The organism is Duganella sp. SG902 (assembly GCF_013376005.1).
GTDB lineage: Bacteria > Pseudomonadota > Gammaproteobacteria > Burkholderiales > Burkholderiaceae_D > Rugamonas.
The window spans coordinates 114,084-139,207 of sequence record NZ_JABMJK010000015.1 but is presented as its reverse complement, the minus strand read 5'-3'; the positions used below and the strand labels follow the sequence as shown (position 1 = coordinate 139,207).

The window sequence follows — 25,124 nt, the reverse complement described above, 5'->3', positions numbered from 1 at the left end:
CCGCCCGACTGGAGCGCGGGCACGCGGTACGAGGCGCCGCAAGGCGCCGCCGAGCAGGCGCTGGCCGAGGTTTGGGCCGAGGTGCTGGGCCAGGAACGCATCGGCCGGCATGATAATTTCTTTGAACTGGGCGGCCATTCGCTGACCGTCATGACGCTCGCCGCGCAGTTGCGTCAGCGGCACGGCATCAACCTTCCGCTGCGCGCGGTCTTCGAATCGCCGACCATCGCCGCGCTGGCGGCCATGCCGGCACTGCAAGGCATGAATGGTGGCGCCAACGACGACCTGGCCGCTATCGACGCTTTACTCGCTGAACTGGAATCCTGAAACATGCAATTTGATCCCCTCCAACTCGCGGGCCGGGTTGCCGCTTTACCGACCGACAAACGCAAGCTGCTGCTGCGCCGCTTGACCGAGCAGGGCGTGGACGTCGGCGCCTTGCCGATCGTTCGCGCCGCGCGCGACGGCAGGCTGCCGCTCTCGCATGCCCAGCGCGGCATGTGGCTCACCTGGCGGCTGGCGCCGTCCAGCGCGGCCTACAATATGGAAGGCACGCTGGTGTTGCGCGGCGCGCTGGACGCGGCGGCCATGGCGCGCGCGGTCGATGCGTTAGCCCAGCGCCATGAGGTGCTGCGCACGGTATTTCGCGCCATAGACGACAGCGATGCCGAACAGCTGGTGCTGGAGCAGCCGCCGTCCGCTTTGCAAACAGTGGACCTTTCCACGCTGCCGGTCGACGCCCGTCTGGCGCGCGCGGCCGAGCTGGCGACGGCCAACAGCGTCGCGCCGTTCGACCTGGAGACGGGGCCTGTCTGGCGTGTGCGCCTGGTGCGTCTGGACGCGCAAACCCACTGGCTGTCCATCGTGGTGCATCACATCGTGGCAGACGGCTGGTCGGCGTCGGTGTTGATGCGCGATCTGGGGGCGCTGTATGCCGCCTACGCCAGCGGCGCCATGCCGGCACTGCCTGAGTTGCCAATCCAGTTCGCCGATTACGTGCTCTGGCAGCGTGACTGGATCGAGGCTGGCGAACTGGATCGCCAGTTGGCATACTGGCGCCGCCAGCTCGGGGATGATCACGCGCCACTGGCCTTGCCGCTGGACCGCGCACGGCCGCGTGAACGTTCCGACGCCGCCGCGCGCCATGTCTTCGTCCTGCGTGACGCCAGCGCCGCAGCCGTCCAGCAGCTCGCCGAAAAACACGGCTGCACGCGTTTCATCGTGATGCTGGCGGTGTTGAAGCTAACGCTGGCGCACCTGAGCGGCGCGCGGCATGTCGCCGTTGGCGCGCCGGTGGCAAACCGCCAGCGCGCGGAGACGCAGCATCTGGTTGGCTACTTACTCAATGTGCTGGTGCTGCGCACGAGCATCGATATGAATGCTAGCTTCGATCAACTGCTGGAGCAGGTCCGCGCCACTGTGCTGGACGCACAATCGCACGCGGACTGTCCGTTCGATCTGCTGGTGTCGGACCTGAAGGTACGCCGCGAGGCCGGTGTTCATCCGCTATTCCAGGTCAAATGCACCGAGCAGCAGCAGGTGGCTGGCATCGCCGGCTTCGGCGGGCTGGAGGCCAGCGTGTACGACGGCGCCGCCAAGCTGGCGCACTTCGACCTGAGTCTGGACTTCGCCGCCAAGGATGGCGACATCGTCTGCGGCCTGGCCTATGCCTGCGACATCTTCGACGCCGGCACCATCGCCGGCATCGCGAGCCTGTTTGAAGCAGTGCTGCTGCGGGCTGGCGCGGACGCCGGTGCGCCGTTGCATCACCTGCTGCCGGAAAAGCAAGCATCTCACAGCGCCGGTGAAGCAGTGCCACGCGACGACGGACACGACGTGCTCGCATGCTGGGCAGGTGCCGTCGCATCCACGCCCGACGCACCGGCGGTGCGGCACGAGGACGATGTATTGAGCTTCGCCGCGCTGGACCGCCTGAGCGACAGGCTGGCGCTGCGCCTGCGCAAGCAGGGGGTGACAACGGAGGTCCGTGTGGGCGTCCACGCGCCGCGTTCGATCGAGCTGGTTCTTGGCTTGCTGGCTGTGTTCAAGGCCGGCGGCGTGTATGTGCCGCTGGATCCGGCGCTCCCCGTTGAACGGCTGCGCTACCAGGCGTCGGACAGCGGTATCGCCGTTCTGCTGCACGCCGCCGCGCCGGCATGGGACAGCGGTGTGCCTCTGCTGGACCTGGCGGCCGCGCTGGCGGACGCCGAAGACCTTGCGCGGCTTGAGCCTGCGCCGATCTCGCCAACCCAGGCGGCGTACGTCATTTATACCTCCGGTTCTACCGGCCAGCCCAAGGGCGTCGTCGTCAGCCGGGGCGCGCTGGCAAACTACGTGCAGGGCGTGCTATCCCGCCTGGGGCCGGACGTTGGCGGCATGGCGATGGTGTCGACAGTGGCGGCGGACCTGGGCCATACGGTGCTGTTCGGGGCATTATGCGGCGGCCGTCTGCTGCATCTGATTTCCGCCGAACGCGCTTTCGACCCCGACCGCTTTGCCGAATACATGGCGCGTCACGACGTGAGCGTGTTGAAGATCGTGCCGAGCCACCTTCAGGCCTTGCTGAGCGCCGCCGATCCCGCCGCTGTGCTGCCGCGCGATTGCCTGGTGGTCGGGGGCGAAACCACACGCTGGCCGCTGCTGGAAAAGCTCGGCCAGTTGCGCTCTGCGATGCGGGTGCTGAATCACTATGGGCCAACCGAAACCACGGTTGGCATCCTCACCCAACCGGCCGGAGAAGCCAGTCCGGCATCGGCCAGCTTGCCGCTCGGCCGTCCACTGCCCAACAGCGAAGCCTGGGTGCTGGACCAGAATCTGGAACCCGTGGCGTGCGGTGCGGCCGGCGAATTGTATCTGGGCGGCGACGGCGTTGCGCGCGGCTATCAGGCACGCGCGGCGCAGACGGCGGAACGCTTTGTCGCCCACCCGTTCGCTGAAGGCCGGCGCTTGTACCGCAGCGGCGACCGTGTTCGCATGCTGGCCGACGGCACGCTGGAATTCCTTGGCCGCGTGGACGATCAAGTCAAGATACGCGGCTATCGCGTTGAATTGCGCGAAGTCGCCCAGGCCCTGTCGGCACTGGACGGTGTCGCCGCCGCCGAGGCGATCGCCCGCGACAGCGACGATGGCCGCGCCAGATTGTATGGCTACGTGGTTCCCCATGAGGGTCGTCAACTGGGTGCGGTGGAACTGACGGCGCAACTGGCGGCGCGTCTGCCGGATTACATGGTGCCGGCGGCTATCATGCTGCTTGAGGCGATGCCACTCAACGCAAACGGCAAGATCGACCGCCACGCATTGCCGGAGCCGGAGCGCACCGCGCAGGAAGGCGACGCACCGCAGGGCGACACAGAGGAGGCATTGGCCTCGGTATGGTGCGAGGTGATGGGGCTGGAACACGTCGGCCGTAATGACAATTTCTTTGAACTTGGCGGCGACTCCATCCTCAGTCTGCAAATTGTGGCGCGCACCCGTAAGCGTGGCTACCGGATCGCACCGAAACAGCTGATGGAAGTCCAGACCATCGCCGCACTGGCTGCGTTGGCGCAGCCGATTGCCGCCGCCGCGCCGGCGCAGCGCAAGTCCGGGACGGCGCCAGAGGCAGGTGGCCTGCTGCCTGTCCAGCACTGGTTCTTTGAGCAGAATTTTGCCACCCCCACGCACTGGAACCAATCGATGCTGCTGTGCTGCACCGAACAGGTGTCGGCGGCGCGCATTGGCGACATCATCGCGCAGCTGGTCCGGCACCACGAGGCGCTGCGAACCCATTTCACCCTGGGCCCGCAGGGCTGGGAGCAGCACCCGGAGGAAGCGGGAGAAGTGTTCACCAGCGTGGATCTGGGCACCGAGACAGATCCCGTCGCCGCCATCACCCGCGTCGCGGACGAGGCGCAGCGCAGCCTGACCTTCGCCTTGCCGTTCCGTGCCGTGTGGATGTCGCTAGGCCAGCACCAACCCGGACGCCTGCTGCTGGTGGCGCACCACCTGGTGGTGGACGGCGTGTCGTGGCGCGTGATCCTGGAAGATTTGCAAACTCTGTACGCTGGCGAGGTGTTGCCCGCGCCGACCACCAGCATAAGCGCATGGTCGGAAGCACTGCGCCGCTACGCCAGCAGTGACGCGTGCGCCGCGCAGCTGCCATACTGGGGCGCGCTGAAGAGCGAGCCGGCGCTTCCCGCCGATGATCCGCAGGGATCGAACACGCTGGCGGATGCCCACACGCTGCAACTGGAACTGGACGCGGACCTGACCGCGCAACTGCTGGGCCCCGTCCACAAAGCCTATCGCACGCAGATCAACGACCTGCTGCTGGCGGCACTGGCGCGCACGCTCTGCGCATGGGCGCAACGCGACAGCGTGCTGGTCGAACTGGAAGGACACGGCCGCGAAGACCTGGTCGAGGGGCTGGACCTGAGCCGCACCGTTGGCTGGTTCACCGCGTTGTATCCACTGCGGTTGTCGGCCGCGGCGAAAGGTGAGGCGGCGCTGATCCAGTCGATCAAGGAACAGCTGCGCGCCGTTCCCGACCACGGCATCGGCTATGGCGCGCTGCGTTACCTGGCGCGCGATGCCGGACTGGCAAACGCCGCGCATCGTCCGCTGGTGACGTTCAACTATCTGGGACAGACGGCGCAGACGCTGGCGCCGCAGGCGGCATGGCGGCTGGCGTCGGAAAGCGCGGGCGTTAGCCGCGCGCCCGACAGCGCGCGCCGCAGCTGGTTCGACGTTGGCGCGATTGTGCGCGACGGCCGCATGCAACTGAGCTGGACTTTCAGCCGCGTGCTGCACCGCGAAGACACGGTGGCGCGATTGCTGGACAGCTTGCGGCACCATCTCACGCTGCTGGTCGCGCATTGTCGCGGCGGCGCGGCCGGCATCACGCCGTCCGACGTACCGCTGGCTGGCCTGAGCCAGGCGCAATTGAACACGCTGGAAGTGCCGGCAGCGCGCATCGAAGATCTGTATCCGGCGTCGCCGATGCAGGCCGGGATCCTGTTCCACCACGCGCTGGCGCCAACTGGCAGCGCCTACGTCAACCAGCTGTGCGTCGATATCGACGGCCTGGACGCCGAGCGCTTCGCGCAGGCTTGGCGCGCCGCCGTCGCCCGCCACGCCATCCTGCGCACCGGCTTTATCCTGCACGAACAGGGACCGCTGCAATGGGTGTGCCGCGATGCCGATCTGACGCCGCAGCTGCTGGATTGGCGCGAATATGACGATCTGGCTTCAGCGCTGGAGCGGCTGGAGCGGGAAGATCTGGCGCGCGGCTTCGACCTGGCGCGCCCGCCGCTGATGCGCCTGACGCTGGTGCGCACCGGACCACAACGCCATCGCGTCATCTGGACCCGACACCACCTGCTGTCGGATGGCTGGAGCAGCTCGCGTCTGCTGACCGAAGTGCTGAGTCGTTACGCCGGCCTGCCGCCGGTCGGACAGCCGCCTCGCTATCGCGACTACATCGGCTGGCTGGCGGCACGCGGTGAACCGGCGCAGCGCGCGGCGCAGACCTACTGGCGGCGGCTGCTGGCCGGCTTGGGGCAGCCATCGCTGCTGGCCGCCGCCGTGCGTCCGCCGGGGGTTGCGCAGGGCTACAGCTATCACTTCGATGTGCTGGACGCGCAAGACACCGCCGCGCTGGCGTCCTATGCGCGGACCGAGCGCGTTACCGCCAATACGCTGATCCAGGGCGCGTGGGCGCTGTTGCTGCAGTTGTACACCGGCAGGCGGGAGGTCGTTTTCGGCGCCACCAGCGCCGGCCGGCCGCCGGAACTGGCCGGCGTCGAACAGATGATGGGCTTATTCATCACCACCTTGCCGGTGCTGGCCGCGCCGCATGACGACGAGGACGTGGGCGGCTTCCTGCGCCAACTGCAAGCGCAGAATGTGGCGTCGCGCGAGCATGAGCATGTGCCGCTGTACCAGATCCAGCGTTACGGCGGCCACGCGGGAAGGGCGTTGTTCGACACGCTGCTGGTGTTTGAAAACTATCCGGTCGACCGCGCGCTGCGGCAGGACAGCATGAGCGGCCTGACGCCGGGCGTCATGGTCAGCCGGGAGGAAGTCAGCTACCCGCTGACGCTGACCATCGACATGGGCACGACGCTGAACATCGAATACGCTTATCAAGGCGAGATGCTCGATGCGGCGACAGTGTGCCAGATCGCTGCGCAGCTGCGTGGCATGCTGTTGGCGATGGCCGCCCGCCATGCGCCGACGGTATCCGCGCTGCGGCGCGGCCAAGCGGCGCCCCAGGGCGAGACGGAACAGGCGCTGGCGGCGCTGTGGACGGAGTTGCTGGGCGTGGAAGAGGTGGGCCGCCACGACAACTTCTTCGAGTTGGGCGGCCATTCGCTGCTGGCGTTGCGCCTGGTGCGCATGGCGGCGCAACGGCTGCCGGATTTGGGTCTGAGCCTGGCGGACCTGATGCGCGCGCCGACCATCGCGCAGGCCGCGCGGCCGGCATAAAAAAAAGGCCGTGGCGCGATGCCACGGCCCCAGCGTGGAAAACCGCCGCTTACCAGCGATAGGTGGCGGTAACCAGCACCTGGCGCGGATCGCCGTAGTTGCAATAGCCGCTGCCGCATTCCGCGAGATAGCGGCGGTCGGCCAGGTTCTTGAGGTTCAGCGCATACTTCCAGTGGCCTTGCTGGTAATTCAGGCCGGCATCCAGCACGGTGTAGGCGGGCACGGTGTAGTTATCGCCCGAAGACAGCGTCGAACCGACATAACGCACGCCGCCCCCCAGGCGCAGGCCGGGCAGGCCGGCCCCCGTGAACTGATAGTCGGCCCAGGCCGAGGCCATGCTGCGCGGCGTGTTAGGCTGGCGCAGGCCTACCGAGGCTTGGTCCGCAGCGCTAGCCTTGGTGATCTTGGCGTCGGTGTAGGTGTAGGACGCGATCAAGCGCAGGTCGCGGCTCACATCGGTGCGCGCCTCCAGTTCCAGGCCGCGCGCGCGCACGGCTCCCAATTGCACCGAATAGTCGCTGTCGACCGGATCGGTCGACAGCACGTTGCTCTGGGTGAGCTGGTACACCGCCGCCGACAGCAGCGTGTTGCTCTGCTTCGGCTGGTAGCGCACGCCGGCTTCATACTGCTTGCCCTTGGTCGGTTTGAAGCGCTGGCCTAGCCGGTCGCTGTCGCTTTGCGGCTGGAACGACTGGCTGTAGCTCAGGTAAGGCGCCACGCCGCCGTCGGCCAGGTACACCAGGCCCGCGCTGCCGGTGGTGGCGCTGGTTTTCTCCTCGTTCCAGTTCGTCACGAAGTAGCCGCTGTTCTTGTATTTGACGTCGTCGTGACGGGCGCCCGCCACCACCACCCAGCGCTGGTCGATCTTGATCTGGTCTTGCGCGTACAGACCGACCAGGCGCTCCTTGCGCTTGTAGCCGTCGGCGCCGTCGTCGCCGTACGGCTTGGCGCCGTACACCGGCGCGAACAGGTCCAGCGGCGCGATGAACTGGTAGGCGCGCAGGCGACGGTTGTCGGCGTCGCTGGCGTCCACGCCCAGCACCACCTGGTGCGTTGCCGCGCCGGTTTGGAAGCCGGTTTGCAGATAGGCGTCCATGGTCCAGGCCTTGACGTGCTCCATGCGGTTCACGTAGAAGCGGTTCAGCGTGCGCAGGTCGTCCTGCAGCGAGTCGCGTCCGGCGTAGTTCCAGTGCATCAGGGCGTCGCTGTGGCGGGCGGCGAAATTCAGGCTGGTCTGCTCGCCCAGCTGGTGCGAGATCAGCAGCGCGATGTTTTTATGCGTGTCCTCTTTCTTGTCGGTCGGCTCGCCGATATTCAGGTCGTACGGCAGCTTGCCGTTCGGGTTGGGCAGCAGCGAGCCTTGCGGCGCCACGCCCCACTGGCGGTTGTAGCGCGATTTCTGGTACTGCGCCAGCAGCGTGATCGAGGTGCCGGCCGCCGGCTTCCAGGTCAGCGCCGGCGCCACGTACAGGCGGTTGTCCGGCACGAAGTCGATGAAGGTGTCGCTGTCGCGCTTGAGCACCGTGAAGCGGTATGCCAGGCTGCCGTCGTCGTTGAGCGCGCCGCCGAAGTCGCCGGTGACCTGTTTGCGTTGGTAGCTGCCCAGTTCCACGCTGACCTCGTGCAGGCTGTCGGTGGTGGGGCGCTTGGTCACCAGGTTGACGATGCCGCCCGGCTCGGCGGCACCGTACAGCAGCGAGGCGGCGCCGCGCAGCACGTCCACCCGCTCCAGGCCGAACGGCTCCTGGGCGCCGGTGAAGGTATTGCTCGGCGAGCGCAGGCCGTCGCGGCGGATGCTGCTGTTGTCGACGGCGAAGCCGCGCAGCACCACGTTGTCGGCGTCGCGGTAGCCATTGCCCTGGATGCCGACGCCGGGCGTGTAGCCCAGCGCCTCGCGCAGCGAGGTCGCGCCCAGCGCCTCGATCTGGTCGGCGGTGACCACCGACACCGACTGCGGCGTCTCGATCAGCGGGGTATCGGTCTTGGTGGCGCTGGCGCTGCGCTTGGCCACGTAGCCGTCGACGTGGCCGGTGGCGGTCTGCTCGACGGCGCCGCTGACGGTCACCGTCGCCAGGGTTTTTTCCTCGGCCTGCTGGGCGTGCGCGTACGGCACGCTGCACACCGCGCCCAGCAAGGCGGCCTGCAGGGAGCGCGACAGCACATGGCGTTGAGGGAGGGTTGGACGCTGCTTGTTATGTTTGTTTTTCATAGACTTGCTTGGTCATGCTGGTTGATAAAAAGGGAAGGGTGCTCACGCCGCCAGTGGCGACGGCTGGCTGGCGCGTTGCAGAGCGCGCCGCGCGGCGGCAACCGCGACGGCGAAAATCTCGATCACATGGTCAAGCTGCGCCTCGGTGATGATCAGCGGCGGCAGGAAGCGCACCACGCTGCCGTGCCGGCCGCCAAGCTCGATGATCAGGCCGTGCCGAAGGCACTCGGCCTGGATGGCCCTGGCCATGGCGGTGGCCGCCGCCGGATGGCCCAGGCGGTTGCGCGGCGCGTCGGGATCGATCACCTCGACGCCGACCATCAGGCCGCGCCCGCGCACGTCGCCCAGTTGTGGATGCAGGCCCTGCAACTGGCGCAGCCCCTGCATCAGCCGCTGGCCCATGCGCTCGGCGTGCGCGGGAAGGTTCTCGCGCCGCAGCAGGCCGATGGTGGCGGAGCCGGCCGCCATGGCCAGCTGGTTGCCGCGGAAGGTGCCGGCATGGGCCCCGGGCTGCCACAGGTCCAGCTCCTGGCGGTACACCACCACCGACAGCGGCAGGCTGCCGCCGATGGCCTTGGACAGCACCACCACGTCGGGCGTGATGTCGCCATGCTCGAAGGCGAACCACTTGCCGGTGCGGCCAAAGCCGCTTTGCACCTCGTCCAGCAGCAGCGGCACGCCGGCCTCGCGCGACAGCTCGCGCACGCCGCGCAGCCAGGCGGCCGGCGCCGGGATCACGCCGCCTTCGCCCTGGACCGCCTCCAGGATGATGCCGGCCGGCGCCGGCACGCCGCCTTCCGGATCGGTCAGCACGGTATGCAGATAGTTGAGGCCGGCCTGCACCCCGGCGTCGCCGCGCTGGCCAAACGGGCAGCGGTAGTCGTAGGGATAGGGCATGAACTGCACGCCCTGCTGCAGGCCGCCCAGCGGCTGCTTCGGTCCGAGCGAGCCCATCAACTGCAGCGCGCCCTGGGTCATGCCGTGGTAGGCGCCGTGGAAGGCCAGCATGGTGGCGCGGCCGTTGGCGGTCTTGACCAGCTTGAGCGCGGCCTCCACCGCGTCGGCCCCGGTGGGGCCGCAGAACTGGATGCGGGCGTTGGCCGCCAGCGCCGGCGGCAGGATCTCGTACAGGTCCTGCACGAAGCGGTCCTTGACCGGCGTGGTCAGGTCCAGCGTGTGCAGCGGCAGGCCGTCGTCCAGCACCTGGCGGATGGCGTCCACCACCACCGGGTGGTTGTGGCCCAGCGCCAGCGTGCCGGCGCCGGCCAGGCAATCGATGAACACCCGGCCCTCCATGTCCTCGACATAGATGCCGTGCGCGCGCCGCAGCGCCAGCGGGATGCGGCGCGGGTAGCTGCGCGCGCTCGATTCGCGCGCGTCCTGGCGTTCCAGCAGCGGGTGGCGGGTGAGGGTGTAGGGGGCGCTCAGCGCCTGGTGGCGGCCGGCCAGTTCGCGGCCGAGCGCGGCGCTGCCGCCGTGTACAACGGATGAGATGGACATACGGGTCTCCAATAGGGGGCGGAGGCGGAAAGCCGGGCCGCGTTACCTGCATAGACGCGCGAGGCGGCCGGCTGTTTAATCGGTGGCGATTAAACAGGCGGCTGGCTGGGCCGTCTTGTACAGATCGATACGGACGGGAAGATGGTTTATGCGCACTCAATCTCTGCGTTTTGGCTTTGTCATGGCCTTCGGCGCGGCGCTGTTGGCAACCACAGCGTCGGCGGTGGAGACAAGGGTGCGCCGCACGGCCGACGGCGTGGTCCACGTGCGTGCCGCCGATTGGCGCGGCCTGGGGCTGGGCGTCGGCTATGCGCAGGCGCAGGACGCGCTGTGCACGCTGGCGGACGCGTTTGTCACCTTCGAGGGGCGGCGTTCGCTGTATTTCGGTCCGCAGGAGCGGCCGGCTTATCCCTCCACGTCCGGCCGCCCCGCCAACTTGGAGCTGGACGTGTTTTTCCTGGCCGTGGCCGACGAGGCGACGGTGGCGCACTACCGCGCCGCCCAGCCGCCGGCGTTGCGGCGAATGGTCGATGGCTATGTCGCGGGCTATAACCGCTACCTGCGCGAGGCTGGGCGCGAATCGCCGCCGCGCGCGCCGGCGTGCGTCCGGCAGCCGTGGGTGAGGCCGATCAGCGACGCCGACCTGTACCGCCGCATGTTTGCCGCCAGTGTCGCCGGCGGCTATGCGCGCTTCATCCCCGAACTGGCCAAGGCGGGGCCGTCGCAGGCGCCGGCGGATGGCGGCGGTCTGGCGGCGCTGTTGTCGCACAGCATCGGCGAGTCGGCCGGGCTGGGCAGCAATATGCTGGCCTTTGGCCGGGAGGCCAGCGGCGCCGATGGCGTCCTGCTCGGCAATCCCCACTGGTATTGGGGCGGCGTCGACCGCTTTTACCAGATGCAACTCACCATTCCCGGCAAGATCGACGTCGCCGGCGTGGCCTTCCTCGGCATTCCGGTGGTGATGCTGGGTTTTAATCAGCACGTGGCATGGAGCCATACCGTGTCGGCCGCGCGCCGTTTCGGCCTGTTCGAGCTAACGCTGGACCCGGCCGATCCCACGCGCTATCTGGTGGATGGCCGGTCCGAGGCGATGCAACGGCGTGAAATCGTGGTGCCGCTGGCGGACGGCGGCAGCGTGCGCCGGGTGCATTACAGCAGCCGCTACGGACCGTTGATCGACCTCGGCGGCCGCCATCCTGCGTTTGGCTGGAGTGGCCAGCGGGCACTGGCGCTGCGTGACGTCAACAGCGACAATCCGCGCGTGTTCAGCAACTTCCTGGCGTGGGGGCAGGCGCGCTCGCTGGACGAGTTCATCGCCATCCAGCGGCGCGACACCGCCACGCCATGGGTCAACACCGCCGCCATCGGCCGTGGCGACCCGCGCGTCTGGTACGCCGACATGGGCGCCACCCCCAACGTGCCGGACACCCTGCGCAGCAACTGCGCGGGGGCGCTGGCCAGTGCCTTCGCGACGGTCGATCCATTGACGCCGCTGCTCGATGGCAGCCGTAGCGCCTGCGACTGGCGCAGCGACAGCCAGGCGCGGCAGCCGGGCACGCTGCCGGCCGTCGCCATGCCCAGCCTGCTGACCGAACGCTACGTCGCAAATATGAACGACAGTTATTGGCTGGCGCAGCCGGCCATGCCGCTGGAAGGTTATCCGCTGATTCTCGGCGGCGAGCGCAAGCCGCTGTCGCCGCGCGCCCGTCTCGGGCATAGGCTGGCCGCCGGGTTGCTTGAGGAGCGGCCAGGCTCGCCGGCGGTGCTGGCGCAACGCTTGATGCAGGCCGCGCTGGAGCCGCGCAACGAGGCGGCGCGGCTGTTCAAGCAGCCGTTGCTGGAGCAGGCGTGCGGCGAGACCGACCTTGAACCCGCTTGCCTGGCGCTGCGGCGCTGGGGCGACAATGCCGATCCGGACGATCGCGGCGCCGTGCTGTGGGACGCTTTCTGGTCCGAACTCGATGCGATCCCGGCGGCGGAACTGTATGCGACGCCGTTCTCTCCTGAAGCGCCGCTGCAAACCCCGGCCGGGGTGCGCGCCGGGGACGCGCGGGTGGCGCAGGCGCTGCGGCGCGCGGTGGCGCAACTGGCGCGGCAAGGATGGGCGCTGGACGCGCCGCTGCGCAGCCAATTGACGGTGCGGCAAGGCGGCGTGGCGCTGCCCCTGTACGGCGGCTGCCATGACAGCGGCTATTTCACCGTGATGTGCCAGCCAGGCGGCGGTTACGCGATGGACGGGAATACCCATGGCAATAGTTATCTGCAGGTGGTCTATTTCGACAAGGATGGCGTGCATGCCCACACGCTGCTGGCCCACGGGCAGGGCGAGACGGCGCTGGACGGCGCCGCCACCGATCCGGCCATCGCGCGTTATGCACGCAAGGACTGGCTGCGCTTTCCGTTCACCGAGCGCGAGATCATGGACGCGGCCGGCGCCACTCAGGTGCTGCGCGAGTAGCGCGGGTCCAGCGGGCAGCACTCGCAGAATTCGCGCCCTGGCAGCAGATAAACCAGGCAGCACTGCCGGTGCAGCGTGTGGGTGACGGTGGCGCCATCCACGTTCAGCGTGGCCCGGCGCCGCCGGGTGTAGAGCGGGTTAGGCTCGCTGGCTGCGCTTAGCGGATTGTCGAGCAGCGCGTGGCGGTCGCTCGCCACCAATCCGGGATGGCCGAGACGCGGCTCCAGCGGGGCGGCATGCGACAGCACGCTGTCGATGTAGCGCGCGGCATTGCCCCACAAAATCTTCAGCGGCACGCCGCTCAAGGCCGCCAGCGCGCCGAACAGCGGCGCCAGATGTGCGTCCAGCAGTTGCCGATAACGGCCAGGCAACTCGGCGTTGGCGTACGGACGTCCCTGGTCGGGCAGGTAAAAGCGCTGGACGGCGCCGGCCGCGTCCAGGTCCACCAGCAACCGCGCGGGCGCCAGTTCAAAGCGGTGGCGCAGCAGGGTGGCCGCCACCACTACGGGCGGCAGCAAGGCGTCCAGGTAGTGCCGGCTCCAGGCCGAGGCTACCGGGCGCATCGCGTCGCTGCCGCACTGGCGCCCGTGCGCGGCCAACGCCTGCCGCAACAACGCCGGGCTGGCGATCAGTTCCGACAGCGGCACGGCGGACGGCGGCGGGGATGCGCAGCTGAGGGCGGCCCCGTAGGGCGCCCATTCGCCGCGAAAAATCGGGGCCAGCACGGTCATCATGGCCGCACCCCGGGAGATCTGATTGTTTGCATGCCGTCATAGACGCTTGGCGGGGCGCAAAAATTAGTAAACATCTGGCCGGGCCACCCGTCTATAGGGCCAGGACGGGCGCACCGTCCTTTTTTTGACGCTTAACAGGGATTTTCATGCTGTCTTATCTGATCAGGCAATCGCGCCGGCTGCTGGTCGCGGCCGCGCTGGCCAGCGTAATTTCGGGCGTCTGCAGCGTGCTGTTGCTGGTGCAGGTCAACACGGCGCTGACGGCGGAGGCCGGGGAGCGCGCTGCCCTGGCTTGGCTGTTTGCCGCCGTGGCGGTGCTCACCATGGTGGCGCGGATGTTCGCCGCGGTGCTGTTCGAGCGCCTGAGCCAGCACGTGCACGCCGAGCTGCGCACGTATATCTCCGCGCGGGTGGCCGACACCGACTACCGCAAGCTGGAGCTGCTGGGCGGCGCGCGCGTGCAGTCGGCGCTGGCCGAGCACAGCGCCCGGGTGGCGGAATTTTTCGTCAGCGTGCCGTCGCTGATCATCAACGGCATCGTGGTGCTGGGCTGCCTGGCCTACATGGCCTGGCTGTCGTGGCTGGTATTTTGCGTGGCGGTGCTGGTGATCGGGCTGGGCGGCCTGGGCTACCACCTGGCCCATCTGCGCGCCATCGGCCACCTGGACGCGGCCGCGCGCGAGCAGGACCGCCTGTTCGACTATTTCCGCGCGCTGGTCGATGGCGCCAAGGAGCTGCGCCTGCACCGCGACAAGCGCGCGGTGTTCTCCGAAGCCGTGCTGGGCGGCTCAATCGAGGCCGTGCGGCGCGAGCGCACGCTGGGGGCGTCGATCTTCGCCGTCTCGGCCAGCTGGGGCAATTTCCTGGTCTACGCGTTCATCGGGTTGGTGCTGTTCGTGCTGGTAGGCGACACGCCGGAGCGCGCGCGCATCATGACCGGTTTCGCATTGATGTTTCTGTACATGGTGACGCCGCTGGAAAACCTGCTGCTGAACGTGCCCCGGCTGAACCTGGCGCGCGTCTCGGCGCGCCGCATCGACGCCATCGCCGAAGACCTGCCGCCGGCGCCGCCGGAAGCCAGCGCGCCACCGGCGCCGCTGCGCCGGCTGGCGCTGGAGGACGTGCGGCACAGCTACTACCACGAGGTGCTTGACGATATTTTCACGCTGGGGCCGGTCCGGCTCGACTTCGCACCCGGGCAGATCACTTTCCTGGTGGGCGGCAACGGCAGCGGCAAGACCACGCTGGCCAAGCTGCTGGTGGGCCTGTACGCGCCGGAACAGGGGCGCATCGTGGTCAACGGCGAGGCGGTCAACGAGGCGGGGCGCGACCGCTACCGCCAGCATTTCAGCGCGATTTTCTCCGACTTCTATCTGTTCGACAGCTTGCTGGGCGATGCCAGCGCCGCGCGCGATGCGCGCGCCAACGCGCTGCTGACCAAATTGCACCTGCAGCACAAGGTGCAGGTGCGGCAGGGCGCATTCACCACGCGCGCGTTGTCGCAGGGCCAGCGCAAGCGCCTGGCGCTGGTGGTGGCGTATCTGGAGGACCGGCCATTCCTGGTGTTCGACGAATGGGCGGCCGACCAGGACCCGGTGTTCAAGGACGTGTTCTACCGCGAAGTGCTGCCCGAGTTGCGCGCCCAGGGCAAGGCGGTGCTGGTGATCTCCCACGACGACCGCTATTTCCCGCTGGCCGACCGTCTGGTGCGCCTGGAGAACGGCCAGGTGGTGGCGGTGGAGGAGCGGCGCGCGCCATCGGCGCAGAGCGGCCGCGCGTTGGAGGCCGATCCGGCATGAGCATGGTTGCAAGGATGTGGCCGGGGCGCGGCCTGCTGGTGCTGCTGCATCGCTACGTGGGCCTGGTGCTGGCCTCGTTTCTGCTGATCGCCGGTGTGAGCGGCACGCTGCTGGCCTGGAACGACGAGCTCGAAGCGCTGGCCGCGCCCGAGTTGATGCTGGCGCCGGCGCCGCCCGGCGCCACGCCGCTCGATCCCTTGCTGCTGCGGCAGAGCGTGCTCGAGCATTTCCCGGACCTGCTGCTGCCTTACACCGCGCTGCACGTCGAGCCGGGCCGTAGCCTGATGTATTCCATCAAACGCCGGCCGCCGGCGCCGGATGGCACGGCGCGCGACGACCAGGCATTCTTCAATCCCTACACCGGCGAATTGCTGGGCACACGCAAATGGGGCGATCTGTCGCAGGGCCGCAAGAACTGGATGCCGTTCATCTACCGGCTGCACACCTCGCTGCTGCTGGGGGTGGTCGGCACCTATGTGTTCGGCGTGGTGGCGTTGTTGTGGACGCTGGATTGCTTTGTCGGCGCCTGGCTGACGTTCCCGCCACGGCCGCAGCGTCCGGCGGCGAAGTCGTGGGCGGCGCGCTGGTGGCCGGCATGGCGGCTGCGGTCGGCGGGCGGCTACAAGCTGGTGTTCGACCTGCACCGCGCCGGCGGCCTGTGGCCGTGGGCCATGCTGCTGGTGATCGCCTGGAGCAGCGTGGCCTTCAACCTGAACGAGGTCTACCAGCCGGTGATGCGCGCGGTGTTCGCCCATCAACCGGGAGAGGACGCCTATCGGCCGCTGCCCCAGCCCCGGCTGCGGCCGGCGCTGGCGTGGCCCGCCGCGCTCGAGCGCGCGCGCGGGCTGATGGCGGACCAGGCGGCCACGCTGGGCTTCACCATCCACGATGAGGACACGCTGGCCTACGTGCCCCAGCTTGGACTGTACGTGTATGACGTCCGCAGTTCGCTCGACGTGATGCGCACGCACGGCGTGACCCGGATTGTGTTTGACGGAGATACTGGCGAGTTCCGGGGCCGCTGGCTGCCCAGCGGCGGCGCCGCCGGCGACACCATACGCTCCTGGATCACGCTGATACACCGCGCGGCGGTCGGCGGCGCGCTCGGCGGCTGGCCGATCAAGCTGCTGATGAGCGCGGCCGGCATCATGGTCGGCGTGTTGAGTGTGACCGGCGTCTGGATCTGGGCGCGCAAGCGGCGCGCCAGATCGCTCAGCCCGGCGGCATCGAGAGTGGCACGCGCACACGCCGGTTCAGGTTCAGCGCCTTGATGTCCGCGCCGAATTCCTCTTCGATCAGGCGCGCCTTGAGACCGGTGGCCTCCGCTTCCCTCAGCGCGCGCTCGATAATGGGGCGGTAGTGCGCGACCGATGGGTTCAGGTAGTAGGCGAAGTCGGCGTGGTACTCCAATAGCAGGTGCTGTTCCACCGCCAGTTCGGGATGCCGGCGCGCCTCTTCCAGCACCTCGATCACGCCGCGCGGCAGATAGTCGACGTGGCGATTGCCCGCCGCCACCATGGCGTAAATCGTGCTCCACGGGGCGGCGTGCTCGTACAGCGGCAAGCCCGCCGCCTTCCACACTTTGGTGTCGCCCCAGCCAGCGCCGAACCCGGCGATGCGTCCGGTGCGCTTCAAATCCGCCACCGAGCGAACCTGGGCGAAAACCTGGGTGTCGGCGTGACGTATCAACAGCACGCGCTGGCCGATCAGGCCATTGGTCAAACCGTGGCGCACCACAACCAGCCGCCTGTCGTTATCCTTTTCCTTCGACTGCATGCCGTAGAAAAGATTGATGTCGTCCTTGCCCAGCATCCACCACATGCGACGCGCGGGAATGTCCTTCACGTACTGGATATGGTAGGGCTGCTTGATCAGCTTCAGCGACGCTTCGAGCAGGCGGGTGAAGTAAGCGGCGTGGCCATCCGACACCACCGCGATGCGCAATTCCAGCGGCGCGGGGGGCGCCGATCCAGACGAGGGCGATATAAACAGGGCGCAGGCGAGAAAACCCATCCATCGCAGCTTGAACATCATTTCCGCGACTCCGGCGAAAAGTCGGGATTGTAGCCTAAGACGCCGGGAGCCCGCGAAATCAGGCGGGGCTGGCCTCGCCGGCGCCCATCACCAGGTTCAGGTCCACATAGCCGGCGCGCCAGGCGCGGTCCAGGTCCTGCTCGACCTCGTCCAGCGAGGTGCGCTGGAGGTTGGCGAAGCCGCGCACGCCGTAGGCGCGGTTGCGGCCGTTGCTCTTGGCCAGGTACAGCGCCATGTCGGTCAGGTTCACCACCCGCTCCCACGACAGCGGCTCGCCGGCCGGCGCCAGCGGGAAGGGCGCGTAGCCGATCGAGACCCGCACCGAGATGTCGCGCTCCTGGTGGCGCAGCGATTGCGACGACACGCCCAGCAGCACGCGCCGCGCGATCTCGTCGATGCGCTGGCGCGGAACGGCCGGCACGAAGGCGAGGAATTCCTCGCCGCCCCAGCGCACGATCAGGTCGGCGTCGCGCAGCGCCTGGCGCAGGCTGCCTGCCACCATCTTGAGCACGGCGTCGCCGGCGGCGTGGCCGTAGCTGTCGTTGATGTGCTTGAAATGGTCGACGTCCAGCAGGAACAGCGCGCCGATCAGGTTGTCGCCGGCCTGCGCCGGCCTCGCCTCCAGGCCGGCCATGACTTCGTGGCAGTAGCGGCGGTTGTACAGCCCCGTCAACGGATCCAGCGTCGATTGCTCCTTCAGCGCCAGGTTCTTGGTTTCCAGCGAGGCGTTGGCTTGCCGCACCTTGCGGTACAGCAGGCCGACCACCACCGACGCCAGCGCGAACACGGCCGCCAGCAGCCACCACACGCGCTGCTGCATCAGGTGGTGCTGGTTCTCGCTCTTGAGCGATTCGATCTGGCGCTGCTTCTTGTCCGCCTCGTAGCGCTCCTGCAGTTCCAGCATGGTGTTCTGGCGCTTGGTTTCAAACAGCTTGTTGGAGATGGTGCGCTCGCGGTGATAGGCGGCCAGCGCGCCGCCCAGGTCGCCGGCGTCCTCCAGCGCCTCGCCATATTCCAGCAGGATCTCCTGCTGATCCGGCAGGCTGTGCGATTGCTCGACCCAGGCCAGGCCGGCCTCGAAGTTCTTCTTGCCTTCGGCCATGCGCCCCATGCCCAGGTAGGCGTGCCCCAGGTTCACGTGGGCGGTGGCGTCGCCATCGAAGTTGTCCAGGCCCTTGCTGGAGGCCAGCGCCTCCGTCGCGTAATGGGCGGCGCGCGCGTAGTCGCGCCGCTTCAGGTAGGTGTCGGCCAGATTGTTCAGCGTCGAGTTCAGCATGTGGCGCGCGCCCAATTGACGCTGCAGCGCCAGGCTGTCCAGCTGCGCGCGCAGGGCGCGGTCCTGCTGGCCGAACGAACCGGCCACGGTATGCTCGCTGGTTTTCAGCAGCACCATCTGGATCGGCAGCCTTTGCTTCTCCGCCATGGCCGACAGTTCCGCCAGCGTGTCGAAGGCCTTGCCGCGCTCCTTGATCCGCACGTACATGCTGGTCAGCGCGCGCAGCGCGTGGAACAGCAGCATCGGGTCGTCGCCCACCTGGCGCGCATGGTCGACCGCCAGTTGCAGCTTGGCCAGCGCGGCCGGGAAGTTGCCTTGCTCGGAGTGGGCCGTGCCCACCGCCAGCTCGGCCCGCACCAGCACCGTCTGGTCGCCGCCGCGCAGCGCCAGTTGCTCCGCCTCGAACGCCAGCCGGTGCGCGGCGACCCGCTCGTCGCGCGCGATCAGCACGGCCGACCTGGCCAGCAGGCCGTTGGCCACGATGACGTCGTCGCGCAGGGTCTTGCCGTAGGCGATGACCTGCTCGGCGGTGGCTTCCGCCGTGCCCAGCTGGTTCAGGTGCTTGCGGGCCAGGCCGATCTGCGCCAGCAGCTCGGCCTGGACGCGCGGCGTGTCGGCGCGCGCCGCGGGCTGGAGCGCGAGCAACTCGGCCAGCGACTGGTCGGGCACCAGGCGCATCTGGTCGCGCAGCTGCATGATGCGCCGGTCCAGCTCGGTCCGGGCCAGGGCCGGCAGGGGCGCGCACAGGACGGCCGCCATCAGCGCGCCCAGCCAGGCGCTTCTCCAGGATGCGTGGTGTCTGCACTTTGCCAACTGAGGCTCCCGTTCGTGTTTTCCCTTTGCGATCCGGTGTCAGGCGCCCAGCAGCGCGCGCGCCGGCGCGGGCGGCGCCAGCCGGAACGCGCCCACCATGTCGGTCAGCCTTTGCGCCTGCTCGCGCAGCGACTCCGAGGCCGACGCCGCCTGTTCCACCAGCGCGGCGTTCTGCTGGGTGGTCGCGTCCAGCTCGATGATGGAGCGGTTGATCGCGCCGATGCCGATCTCCTGCTCGTGGCCGGCCGCGCTGATCTCGCCCATCATGTCGGTGACGCGGCGGATGCTGGCGACGATCTCGGCCATCGTGGCGCCGGCCTGGCCGACCAGCTTGTCGCCGCTGTCGACCTGGTGCACCGAGCTGCCGATCAGGGCCTTGATGTCCTTGGCGGCCTCGGCGCTGCGATGGGCCAGGTTGCGCACCTCGGCCGCCACCACCGCGAAGCCGCGGCCCTGTTCGCCGGCGCGCGCGGCCTCGACCGCCGCGTTCAGCGCCAGGATGTTGGTTTGAAAGGCGATGCTGTCGATCACGCCGATGATGTCGCCGATGCGCAGCGACGAGGCGCGGATCTGGCTCATGGTGCTGACCACCTCCGTCACGATGGCGCCGCCCCGGGTGGCGACCTCGGACGCGGCCTGCGCCAGCTGGTTGGACAGGCGCGCGTTCTCGGCGTTCTGCTGCACGGTGGCGGTCAGCTGCTCCAGCGACGCGGTGGTGCGCTCGAGGCTGGCCGCCTGCTGCTCGGTGCGGCGCGACAGGTCGAGGTTGCCGACCGCGATCTCGGCCGTGGCGGTGGCGATCGCGGCGCTGCCGTCGCGCACGCCGCCGACCGTGTCGGCCAGCCGCGCCTGCATGGCGGCCAGGCCGCGCATCAGCACCGCCATCTCGTCGTGGCCGCCGGTGTCGATCGGGTTGGCCAGGTTGCCGGCGGCGATGCTGGCGAAGTGCGCGGTGGCCTGGTTGACCGGCGCCAGGATGGCGCGCGCCAGCGAGACGGTGGACAACAAGATCATCGCCACGCCGGCGGCGATGGCGCCGATGGTGAGCCAGCGCAGCTGGCGATACGAGTTCTGGCTGTCCTCGTGGTGCTCGCGGTTGCTGCTTTCCTGGAATTCGGTGAGCCGGCTGGCGCTGTCCGACATGCGGCTGAACAAGGGCTGCATGAGGTTCATGGTGATGGCGTCGGCGCTGGCGTGGTCCTTGCGTCGCAGCGCCGCCAGCAGCGGTTGCAGGCCCTCGCTGAGGAAGCGCTTGCGCTGCGCGTCCATGTCGTCGGACAGGCGTTTTTCACCGGGGTCCTGCGGCAGCGCCAGGTAGCGCGCCCAGGACTGGTCGGACTGCGCCACGAACATGGCGGCGCGCTCGAGGATTTTTGCGGTGCCCGGGTCCTCCGGATGCATGGTGGCCCGGTCCAGCGCCAGCCGCGCGCGGCACATCGCCAATTGACTGTCGGCGATGGCGCTCATGGACGGCACGGTGTTGGTGTTGATGTCGCGCAGGCTGGCGTTGACCGTGTTCATGCCGTACAGGCCGCTGACGCCGGTGACGACGATCAGCAGGCCCAGCAAGGTCATGGTCGCGGTGACGCGCTGTCGGATGGTGGTCTTGATTAACATGCGAGGGCTCTCGAGAAAGGCGTGGGGGCGTCGGCGGTCTTGAAGGTGGCCACCATGTGCGTCAGGCTGTCGGCCTGCTCCTGCATGGCGGCGGCGGCGGCCGCCGCTTCCTCCACCAGCGCGGCGTTCTGCTGGGTGACGTGGTCCATCTCGCTGATGGCCTGGTTGATCTGTTCGATGCCCATGCTTTGCTCGGCGCTGGCGTTGGTGAGCTCGCCGATGATGCCGCTGACGTGGTTGATGCTGGTGACCACCTCGTCCATCGTGGCGCCGGCCTGGTCGACCAGCTCGGTGCCCTTGCCGAGCTCGGCCACGGAATCGTTGATCAGCTGCTTGATCTGGCGGGCGGCGCCGGCCGAGCGCTGCGCCAGGTTGCGCACCTCGCCGGCCACCACCGCGAAGCCGCGCCCCTGGTCGCCGGCGCGGGCCGCCTCGACCGCCGCGTTCAGCGCCAGGATGTTGGTCTGGAAGGCGATGCCGTCGATCACGCCGATGATCTCGACGATCTTGCTGGACGAGGCGTTGATGGCGCCCATGGTGGCCACCACCTGGCCGACCGCCACGCCGCCGCGCGCGGCCGCCTCGGTGGCGTCCAGCGCCAGCCGGCGCGCCTGCCGCGCCTGGTCGGCGCTTTGCTGCACGGTGCTGGTCAGCTCCTCCATCGAGGAGGCGGTTTGCTGCAGCGCGCTGGCCTGGCGCTCGGTGCGGCTCGACAGGTCGAGGTTGCCGGTGGCGATCTCGCGCGAGGCGGCGGCGATCGCGTTGGCGCCGCCGCGCACCCGCCCGACGATGTCGTTCAGGCTGCCGTTCATCTCGCGCAGGGCCAGCAGCAGCAGGCCCGACTCGTCGCCGGAGCTGACCGTGATATCGCTGCTCAGGTCGCCCGAGGCCACGGTCTGCGCCAGCGCCACCGCCTGCGCCATCGGCCGCGTGATCGAGCGGCTGATGCGCCACGCCACCAGCGCCCCCAGCAGCATCGCCGCGCCCGACAGGGTCAGCATCAGGCGCAGGGCCGCGTGGTAGGCGTGCTCGGCGTCCTCCATGTCCTCGCGGTTGCGCGTGGTCTGCAGCGCGATGAATTCATCGATGGTGTTTTGCCAGACGGTGTTGGCCGGGCCGGCGGTCTTCAGCAGGAAGTTGATGGCTTGCACGCGGTCGCCGTGGCTCATGGCCAGGAAGCGCTCGTTGAGCGGCTCGGTGACCTCCTGCTGCCGCCTGATGTCGGCCACCAGGCGCTGACCGCGCGGGTCCAGCGGCAGCTTTTCCAGCGCCGCGCTGGCCTGGGCGTAGGTCGCGCGCGCGGCCTTGACCTTGTTGTACTCGAAGGCCATGGCGTCGGCGTCCTCCAGCAGCGCGATGCTGCGGATCACGCGCGCCACCACGTGGGTCTGCGTGCCCATGGTTTGCAGCAGCAGCACCTTCTGGCTGTTGACGTCGACGACGTGGTGCAAGGCCTCGTTGGCGCGCGTCAGCCCCTGCACGCCGCACAGCGCGACGGCCGCCAGCAGCAGCAGCAGCAAGGCGTGGCTGATGCCGAGACGGGCAGCGATTTTCAGATTGGCGATCTTCATGACCCTATTCCTCATGCTTTAAGGTGAACCTCATGCCAGACACAGCATGGCGCGCAGCTTAGCTGAACAGGCGGGGTCGGCGGTAGCAAAAAATCGGCTTTTTTTTCGAGCGTTGTATTTGCTCGAATCGCCGCGCCGGCGCGCCAAAAAATTTCGCGGCGCGCGCGCGGGCGCCGGGCGGACGGCCGCGCGCCGGCGCCTCATAGGGCGGCGCGGCCGCGGCCGGGCACGCGTGTCAGGATTTCCCTACCCCCGATGAAGGATGCCCTACAGCACATTCAAGAATGCCCGATAGCGCGACAGGCGGCGCTCAGGCATGCTGGCACGGGACTTCAACTGTCGTTGAGGCCGCTGAAGGAGAACCAAGTGAATCAAACCGTCAGCGCCGACCAGGCGCCGGCAACGGGTCGTCCGTGTCACACCATCCTGATCGTCGATGACCGTCCGGCCAACCTGGGCTTTGTGGTCGACCATCTGGAGTCGCTGGGCTACCGGGTCATCGTCGCGCTGGGCGGCGCCGAGGCGCTGCGCCGCATCGGCTTCGCGCAGCCGGACCTGATCCTGCTCGACGCCATGATGCCGGACATGGACGGGCTGGAGGTGTGCCGCCAGCTGCAGGCGCAGGGCAGCATGAGCGAGATCCCGGTGATCTTCATGACCGCGCTCAAGCAGGCCGACGTCAAGCTGTCGGCGTTCGCGCTGGGCGCGGTCGACTACGTCACCAAGCCGGTGCAGGTGGACGAGGTGGCGGCGCGCGTGGGCACCCATCTGCAGCTGCGCGACATGCGCCTGCAGCTGCAACGCCAGACCCATCAGCTGCAGCAGGTGCGGCGCGACCTGCTGAGCGAGGCCGAGATCCGCACCGCCGAGCTGAAGGAGATCAACCGCCGCCTGCAGTTCGAGCTGGCCGAGCGCTACGCGGCCGAGCTGGCGCTGCAGGCCAGCATGGTGGGCTACCAGGAGATCTTCGACCACGTGTCGGACGCGCTGTACCTGCTGGAGGCCGGCGACGACGGCCAGTTCCGCTACGTGCAGATCAACCCGGCCTTCGCGCGCCTGATCGGCCTGCCGCACAGCGCGGTGCTGGGCCAGCCGGTGTCGCGGCTGTTCGGCGCCGCCGCCTGCGAGCAGCTGCAGGCGGCCTGCCGGCGCTGCAGCGCCGACGGCCAGACGGTGGAGCAGGAGCTGGTGCTGGACTTGCCGGCCGGCCGCACCATCCTGCAGCTGACCATGGTGCGCTCGTGCGTGCCCAGCCGCAGCGGCAGCCACCTGGTCGGCATCGGCCGCGACGTCACCCGCCTGCACGATTACCAGTCGCAACTGAGCTTCCTGGCCAAGCGCGACCCGCTGACCGGGCTGCCCAACCGCCACAGCTTCCGCGACCGCCTGACGCTGGCGCTGTCCCAGGCCGCCCAGCACGGCGGCCGGGTCGGCGTGCTGCTGCTGGGGCTGGACCATTTCCGCGACATCAACGACGGGCTGGGGCGCGAGATCGGCGACCGCCTGCTGATCGCCAGCGCCCGCCTGCTGGAGCAGGCCGTCGGCGGGCTGGAGCGCGTGGCGCGCATCGGCGGCGACGAGTTCGCCGTGCTGATCGAGGCGCGCGACGAGGGCCACGGCACCAGCGCGCTGGCGCGGCGCCTGCTGCGCGCGCTGGCGCGGCCGGTCGACATCGACGACTACGAGCTGGCGGCCGGCTGCAGCATCGGCATCTGCCAGGCGCCGCAGGACGGCGCCGACGCCGAGACGCTGCTGTGCCACGCCGACACCGCGATGTACCGCGCCAAGGCCGACGGCGGCAACCGCTACCAGCATTTCACGGCCGAGATGAGCACCAGCACGCGGCGCCGCCTCGAGGTCGGCAACGCGCTGCGCTACGCGGTGCGCCACGCCGAGCTGTCGCTGCATTACCAGCCGCGCGCCAGCCTCAGCGGCGGCGCCGCGGTCGGCATGGAGGCGCTGCTGCGCTGGGACGGCCAGCTGCTGGGGCGGGTGGCGCCGTCCGAATTCATCCCGCTGGCCGAGCAGAACGGCCTGATCCTGCAGATCGGCGCCTGGGTGCTGCAGCAGGCCTGCCAGCAGGCCCAGGCCTGGCGGGCCCGGCACGGCGTGGTGCTGCCGGTGGCGGTCAACCTGTCGGCGCGGCAATTCCGCGACGCCGACCTGGTGCGCATGGTGGAGGCCGCGCTGCAGGTCAGCGGCCTGCCGCCGCAGCTGCTCGAGCTGGAGCTGACCGAGAGCATGCTGATGCAGGACGCCCGCCGCACCCGCCGCACGCTGATCGCGCTCAAGTCGCTGGGCGTGCGGCTGGCGGTCGACGACTTCGGCACCGGCTATTCCTCGCTCAGTTACCTGAAGAGTTTCCCGTTGGACTACCTGAAGATCGACCGTTCCTTCGTCAACGGCCTGCCGGACGACCGCAACGACTGCGCCATCGTGCGCGCGGTGATCGCCATGGCCCACACCCTGGGCCTGAAGGTGATCGCCGAGGGCGTGGAGACGGCCGGCCAGCAGGATTTCCTGCGGGGCCAGCAATGCGACGAGGTGCAGGGCTATTTCTTCAGCCGGCCGCTGCCGGCGGTGGACATGGAAGCCTTCCTGCGCCGCCACGCGGCCGCCGCCGGAGTCCGGTGATGGCGCCCCGTGTT

Annotated in this window: 13 protein-coding genes; 6 read left to right on the top strand and 7 right to left on the bottom strand. The window is 68.8% G+C overall.

Annotated features, from left to right (window positions below; all coding sequences use genetic code 11):
• The coding region (locus FHW83_RS25000; RefSeq protein WP_176649079.1) for a phosphopantetheine-binding protein at nucleotides 1-327 on the top strand (327 nt) is incomplete at its 5' end.
• Between the two features lie 3 nt (nucleotides 328-330).
• Nucleotides 331-6,465 carry a non-ribosomal peptide synthetase gene (locus tag FHW83_RS24995; RefSeq protein WP_176649078.1) on the top strand — a complete coding sequence of 2,045 codons (6,135 nt, stop codon included), beginning with the start codon at nucleotides 331-333 and terminating at the stop codon, nucleotides 6,463-6,465.
• 49 nt (nucleotides 6,466-6,514) lie between these two features.
• Here the strand turns inward: FHW83_RS24995 and FHW83_RS24990 are convergent, their stop codons facing one another.
• The gene (locus FHW83_RS24990) at nucleotides 6,515-8,674 is read right to left on the bottom strand and encodes a TonB-dependent siderophore receptor (protein WP_176649077.1); all 2,160 of its coding nucleotides are present in this window, start codon (nucleotides 8,672-8,674) and stop codon (nucleotides 6,515-6,517) included.
• 42 nt (nucleotides 8,675-8,716) lie between these two features.
• Nucleotides 8,717-10,174: a diaminobutyrate--2-oxoglutarate transaminase gene (locus tag FHW83_RS24985; protein WP_176649076.1), complete on the bottom strand. Its 1,458-nt coding sequence runs from the start codon at nucleotides 10,172-10,174 to the stop codon at nucleotides 8,717-8,719.
• Between the two features lie 148 nt (nucleotides 10,175-10,322).
• Between FHW83_RS24985 and FHW83_RS24980 the strand changes: the two genes are divergently transcribed.
• Nucleotides 10,323-12,632, top strand: a complete 2,310-nt coding sequence (locus tag FHW83_RS24980) for a penicillin acylase family protein (RefSeq protein WP_218106441.1) — start codon at nucleotides 10,323-10,325, stop codon at nucleotides 12,630-12,632.
• Here FHW83_RS24980 and fhuF read toward each other — a convergent pair.
• On the bottom strand, nucleotides 12,614-13,366 hold the full coding sequence (gene fhuF / locus FHW83_RS24975; RefSeq protein ID WP_176649075.1) for a siderophore-iron reductase FhuF: 753 nt from the start codon (nucleotides 13,364-13,366) through the stop codon (nucleotides 12,614-12,616). The two genes, FHW83_RS24980 and fhuF, sit on opposite strands and share 19 nt — an antisense overlap.
• Nucleotides 13,367-13,512: 146 nt before the next feature.
• Here fhuF and FHW83_RS24970 point away from each other — a divergent pair, with 146 nt between their 5' ends.
• Both FHW83_RS24970 and FHW83_RS24965 read left to right on the top strand, forming a co-directional pair.
• Nucleotides 13,513-15,165 (top strand): cyclic peptide export ABC transporter, encoded by a 1,653-nt coding sequence (locus FHW83_RS24970; protein ID WP_176649074.1) that lies wholly within the window; start codon nucleotides 13,513-13,515, stop codon nucleotides 15,163-15,165.
• On the top strand, nucleotides 15,162-16,436 hold the full coding sequence (locus tag FHW83_RS24965; RefSeq protein ID WP_176649073.1) for a PepSY domain-containing protein: 1,275 nt from the start codon (nucleotides 15,162-15,164) through the stop codon (nucleotides 16,434-16,436). The genes FHW83_RS24970 and FHW83_RS24965 overlap by 4 nt, the downstream gene beginning before the upstream one ends.
• Here FHW83_RS24965 and FHW83_RS24960 read toward each other — a convergent pair.
• The 4 genes from FHW83_RS24960 to FHW83_RS24945 are packed head-to-tail and all read right to left on the bottom strand — an operon-like array spanning nucleotide 16,378 to nucleotide 22,476.
• Entirely contained in the window at nucleotides 16,378-17,199 is an 822-nt protein-coding gene (locus tag FHW83_RS24960; RefSeq protein ID WP_176649072.1) for a hypothetical protein, read from the bottom strand. The genes FHW83_RS24965 and FHW83_RS24960 overlap by 59 nt on opposite strands.
• Before the next feature lie 58 nt (nucleotides 17,200-17,257).
• Nucleotides 17,258-19,288 (bottom strand): diguanylate cyclase, encoded by a 2,031-nt coding sequence (locus tag FHW83_RS24955; protein WP_229224349.1) that lies wholly within the window; start codon nucleotides 19,286-19,288, stop codon nucleotides 17,258-17,260.
• Between the two features lie 39 nt (nucleotides 19,289-19,327).
• A complete protein-coding gene (locus tag FHW83_RS31185; protein ID WP_304506232.1) occupies nucleotides 19,328-20,905 on the bottom strand; it encodes a methyl-accepting chemotaxis protein in 1,578 nt (525 codons plus the stop codon).
• On the bottom strand, nucleotides 20,899-22,476 hold the full coding sequence (locus FHW83_RS24945; protein WP_176649071.1) for a methyl-accepting chemotaxis protein: 1,578 nt from the start codon (nucleotides 22,474-22,476) through the stop codon (nucleotides 20,899-20,901). Before FHW83_RS24945 ends, FHW83_RS31185 begins: the two co-directional genes overlap by 7 nt.
• Before the next feature lie 366 nt (nucleotides 22,477-22,842).
• On the opposite strand from FHW83_RS24945, the gene FHW83_RS24940 reads away from it, so the two are divergent.
• Nucleotides 22,843-25,110, top strand: coding sequence for an EAL domain-containing protein (locus FHW83_RS24940; RefSeq protein WP_218106440.1), 2,268 nt, complete (start codon nucleotides 22,843-22,845; stop codon nucleotides 25,108-25,110).
• The last annotated feature ends 14 nt before the right edge of the window (nucleotides 25,111-25,124 follow it).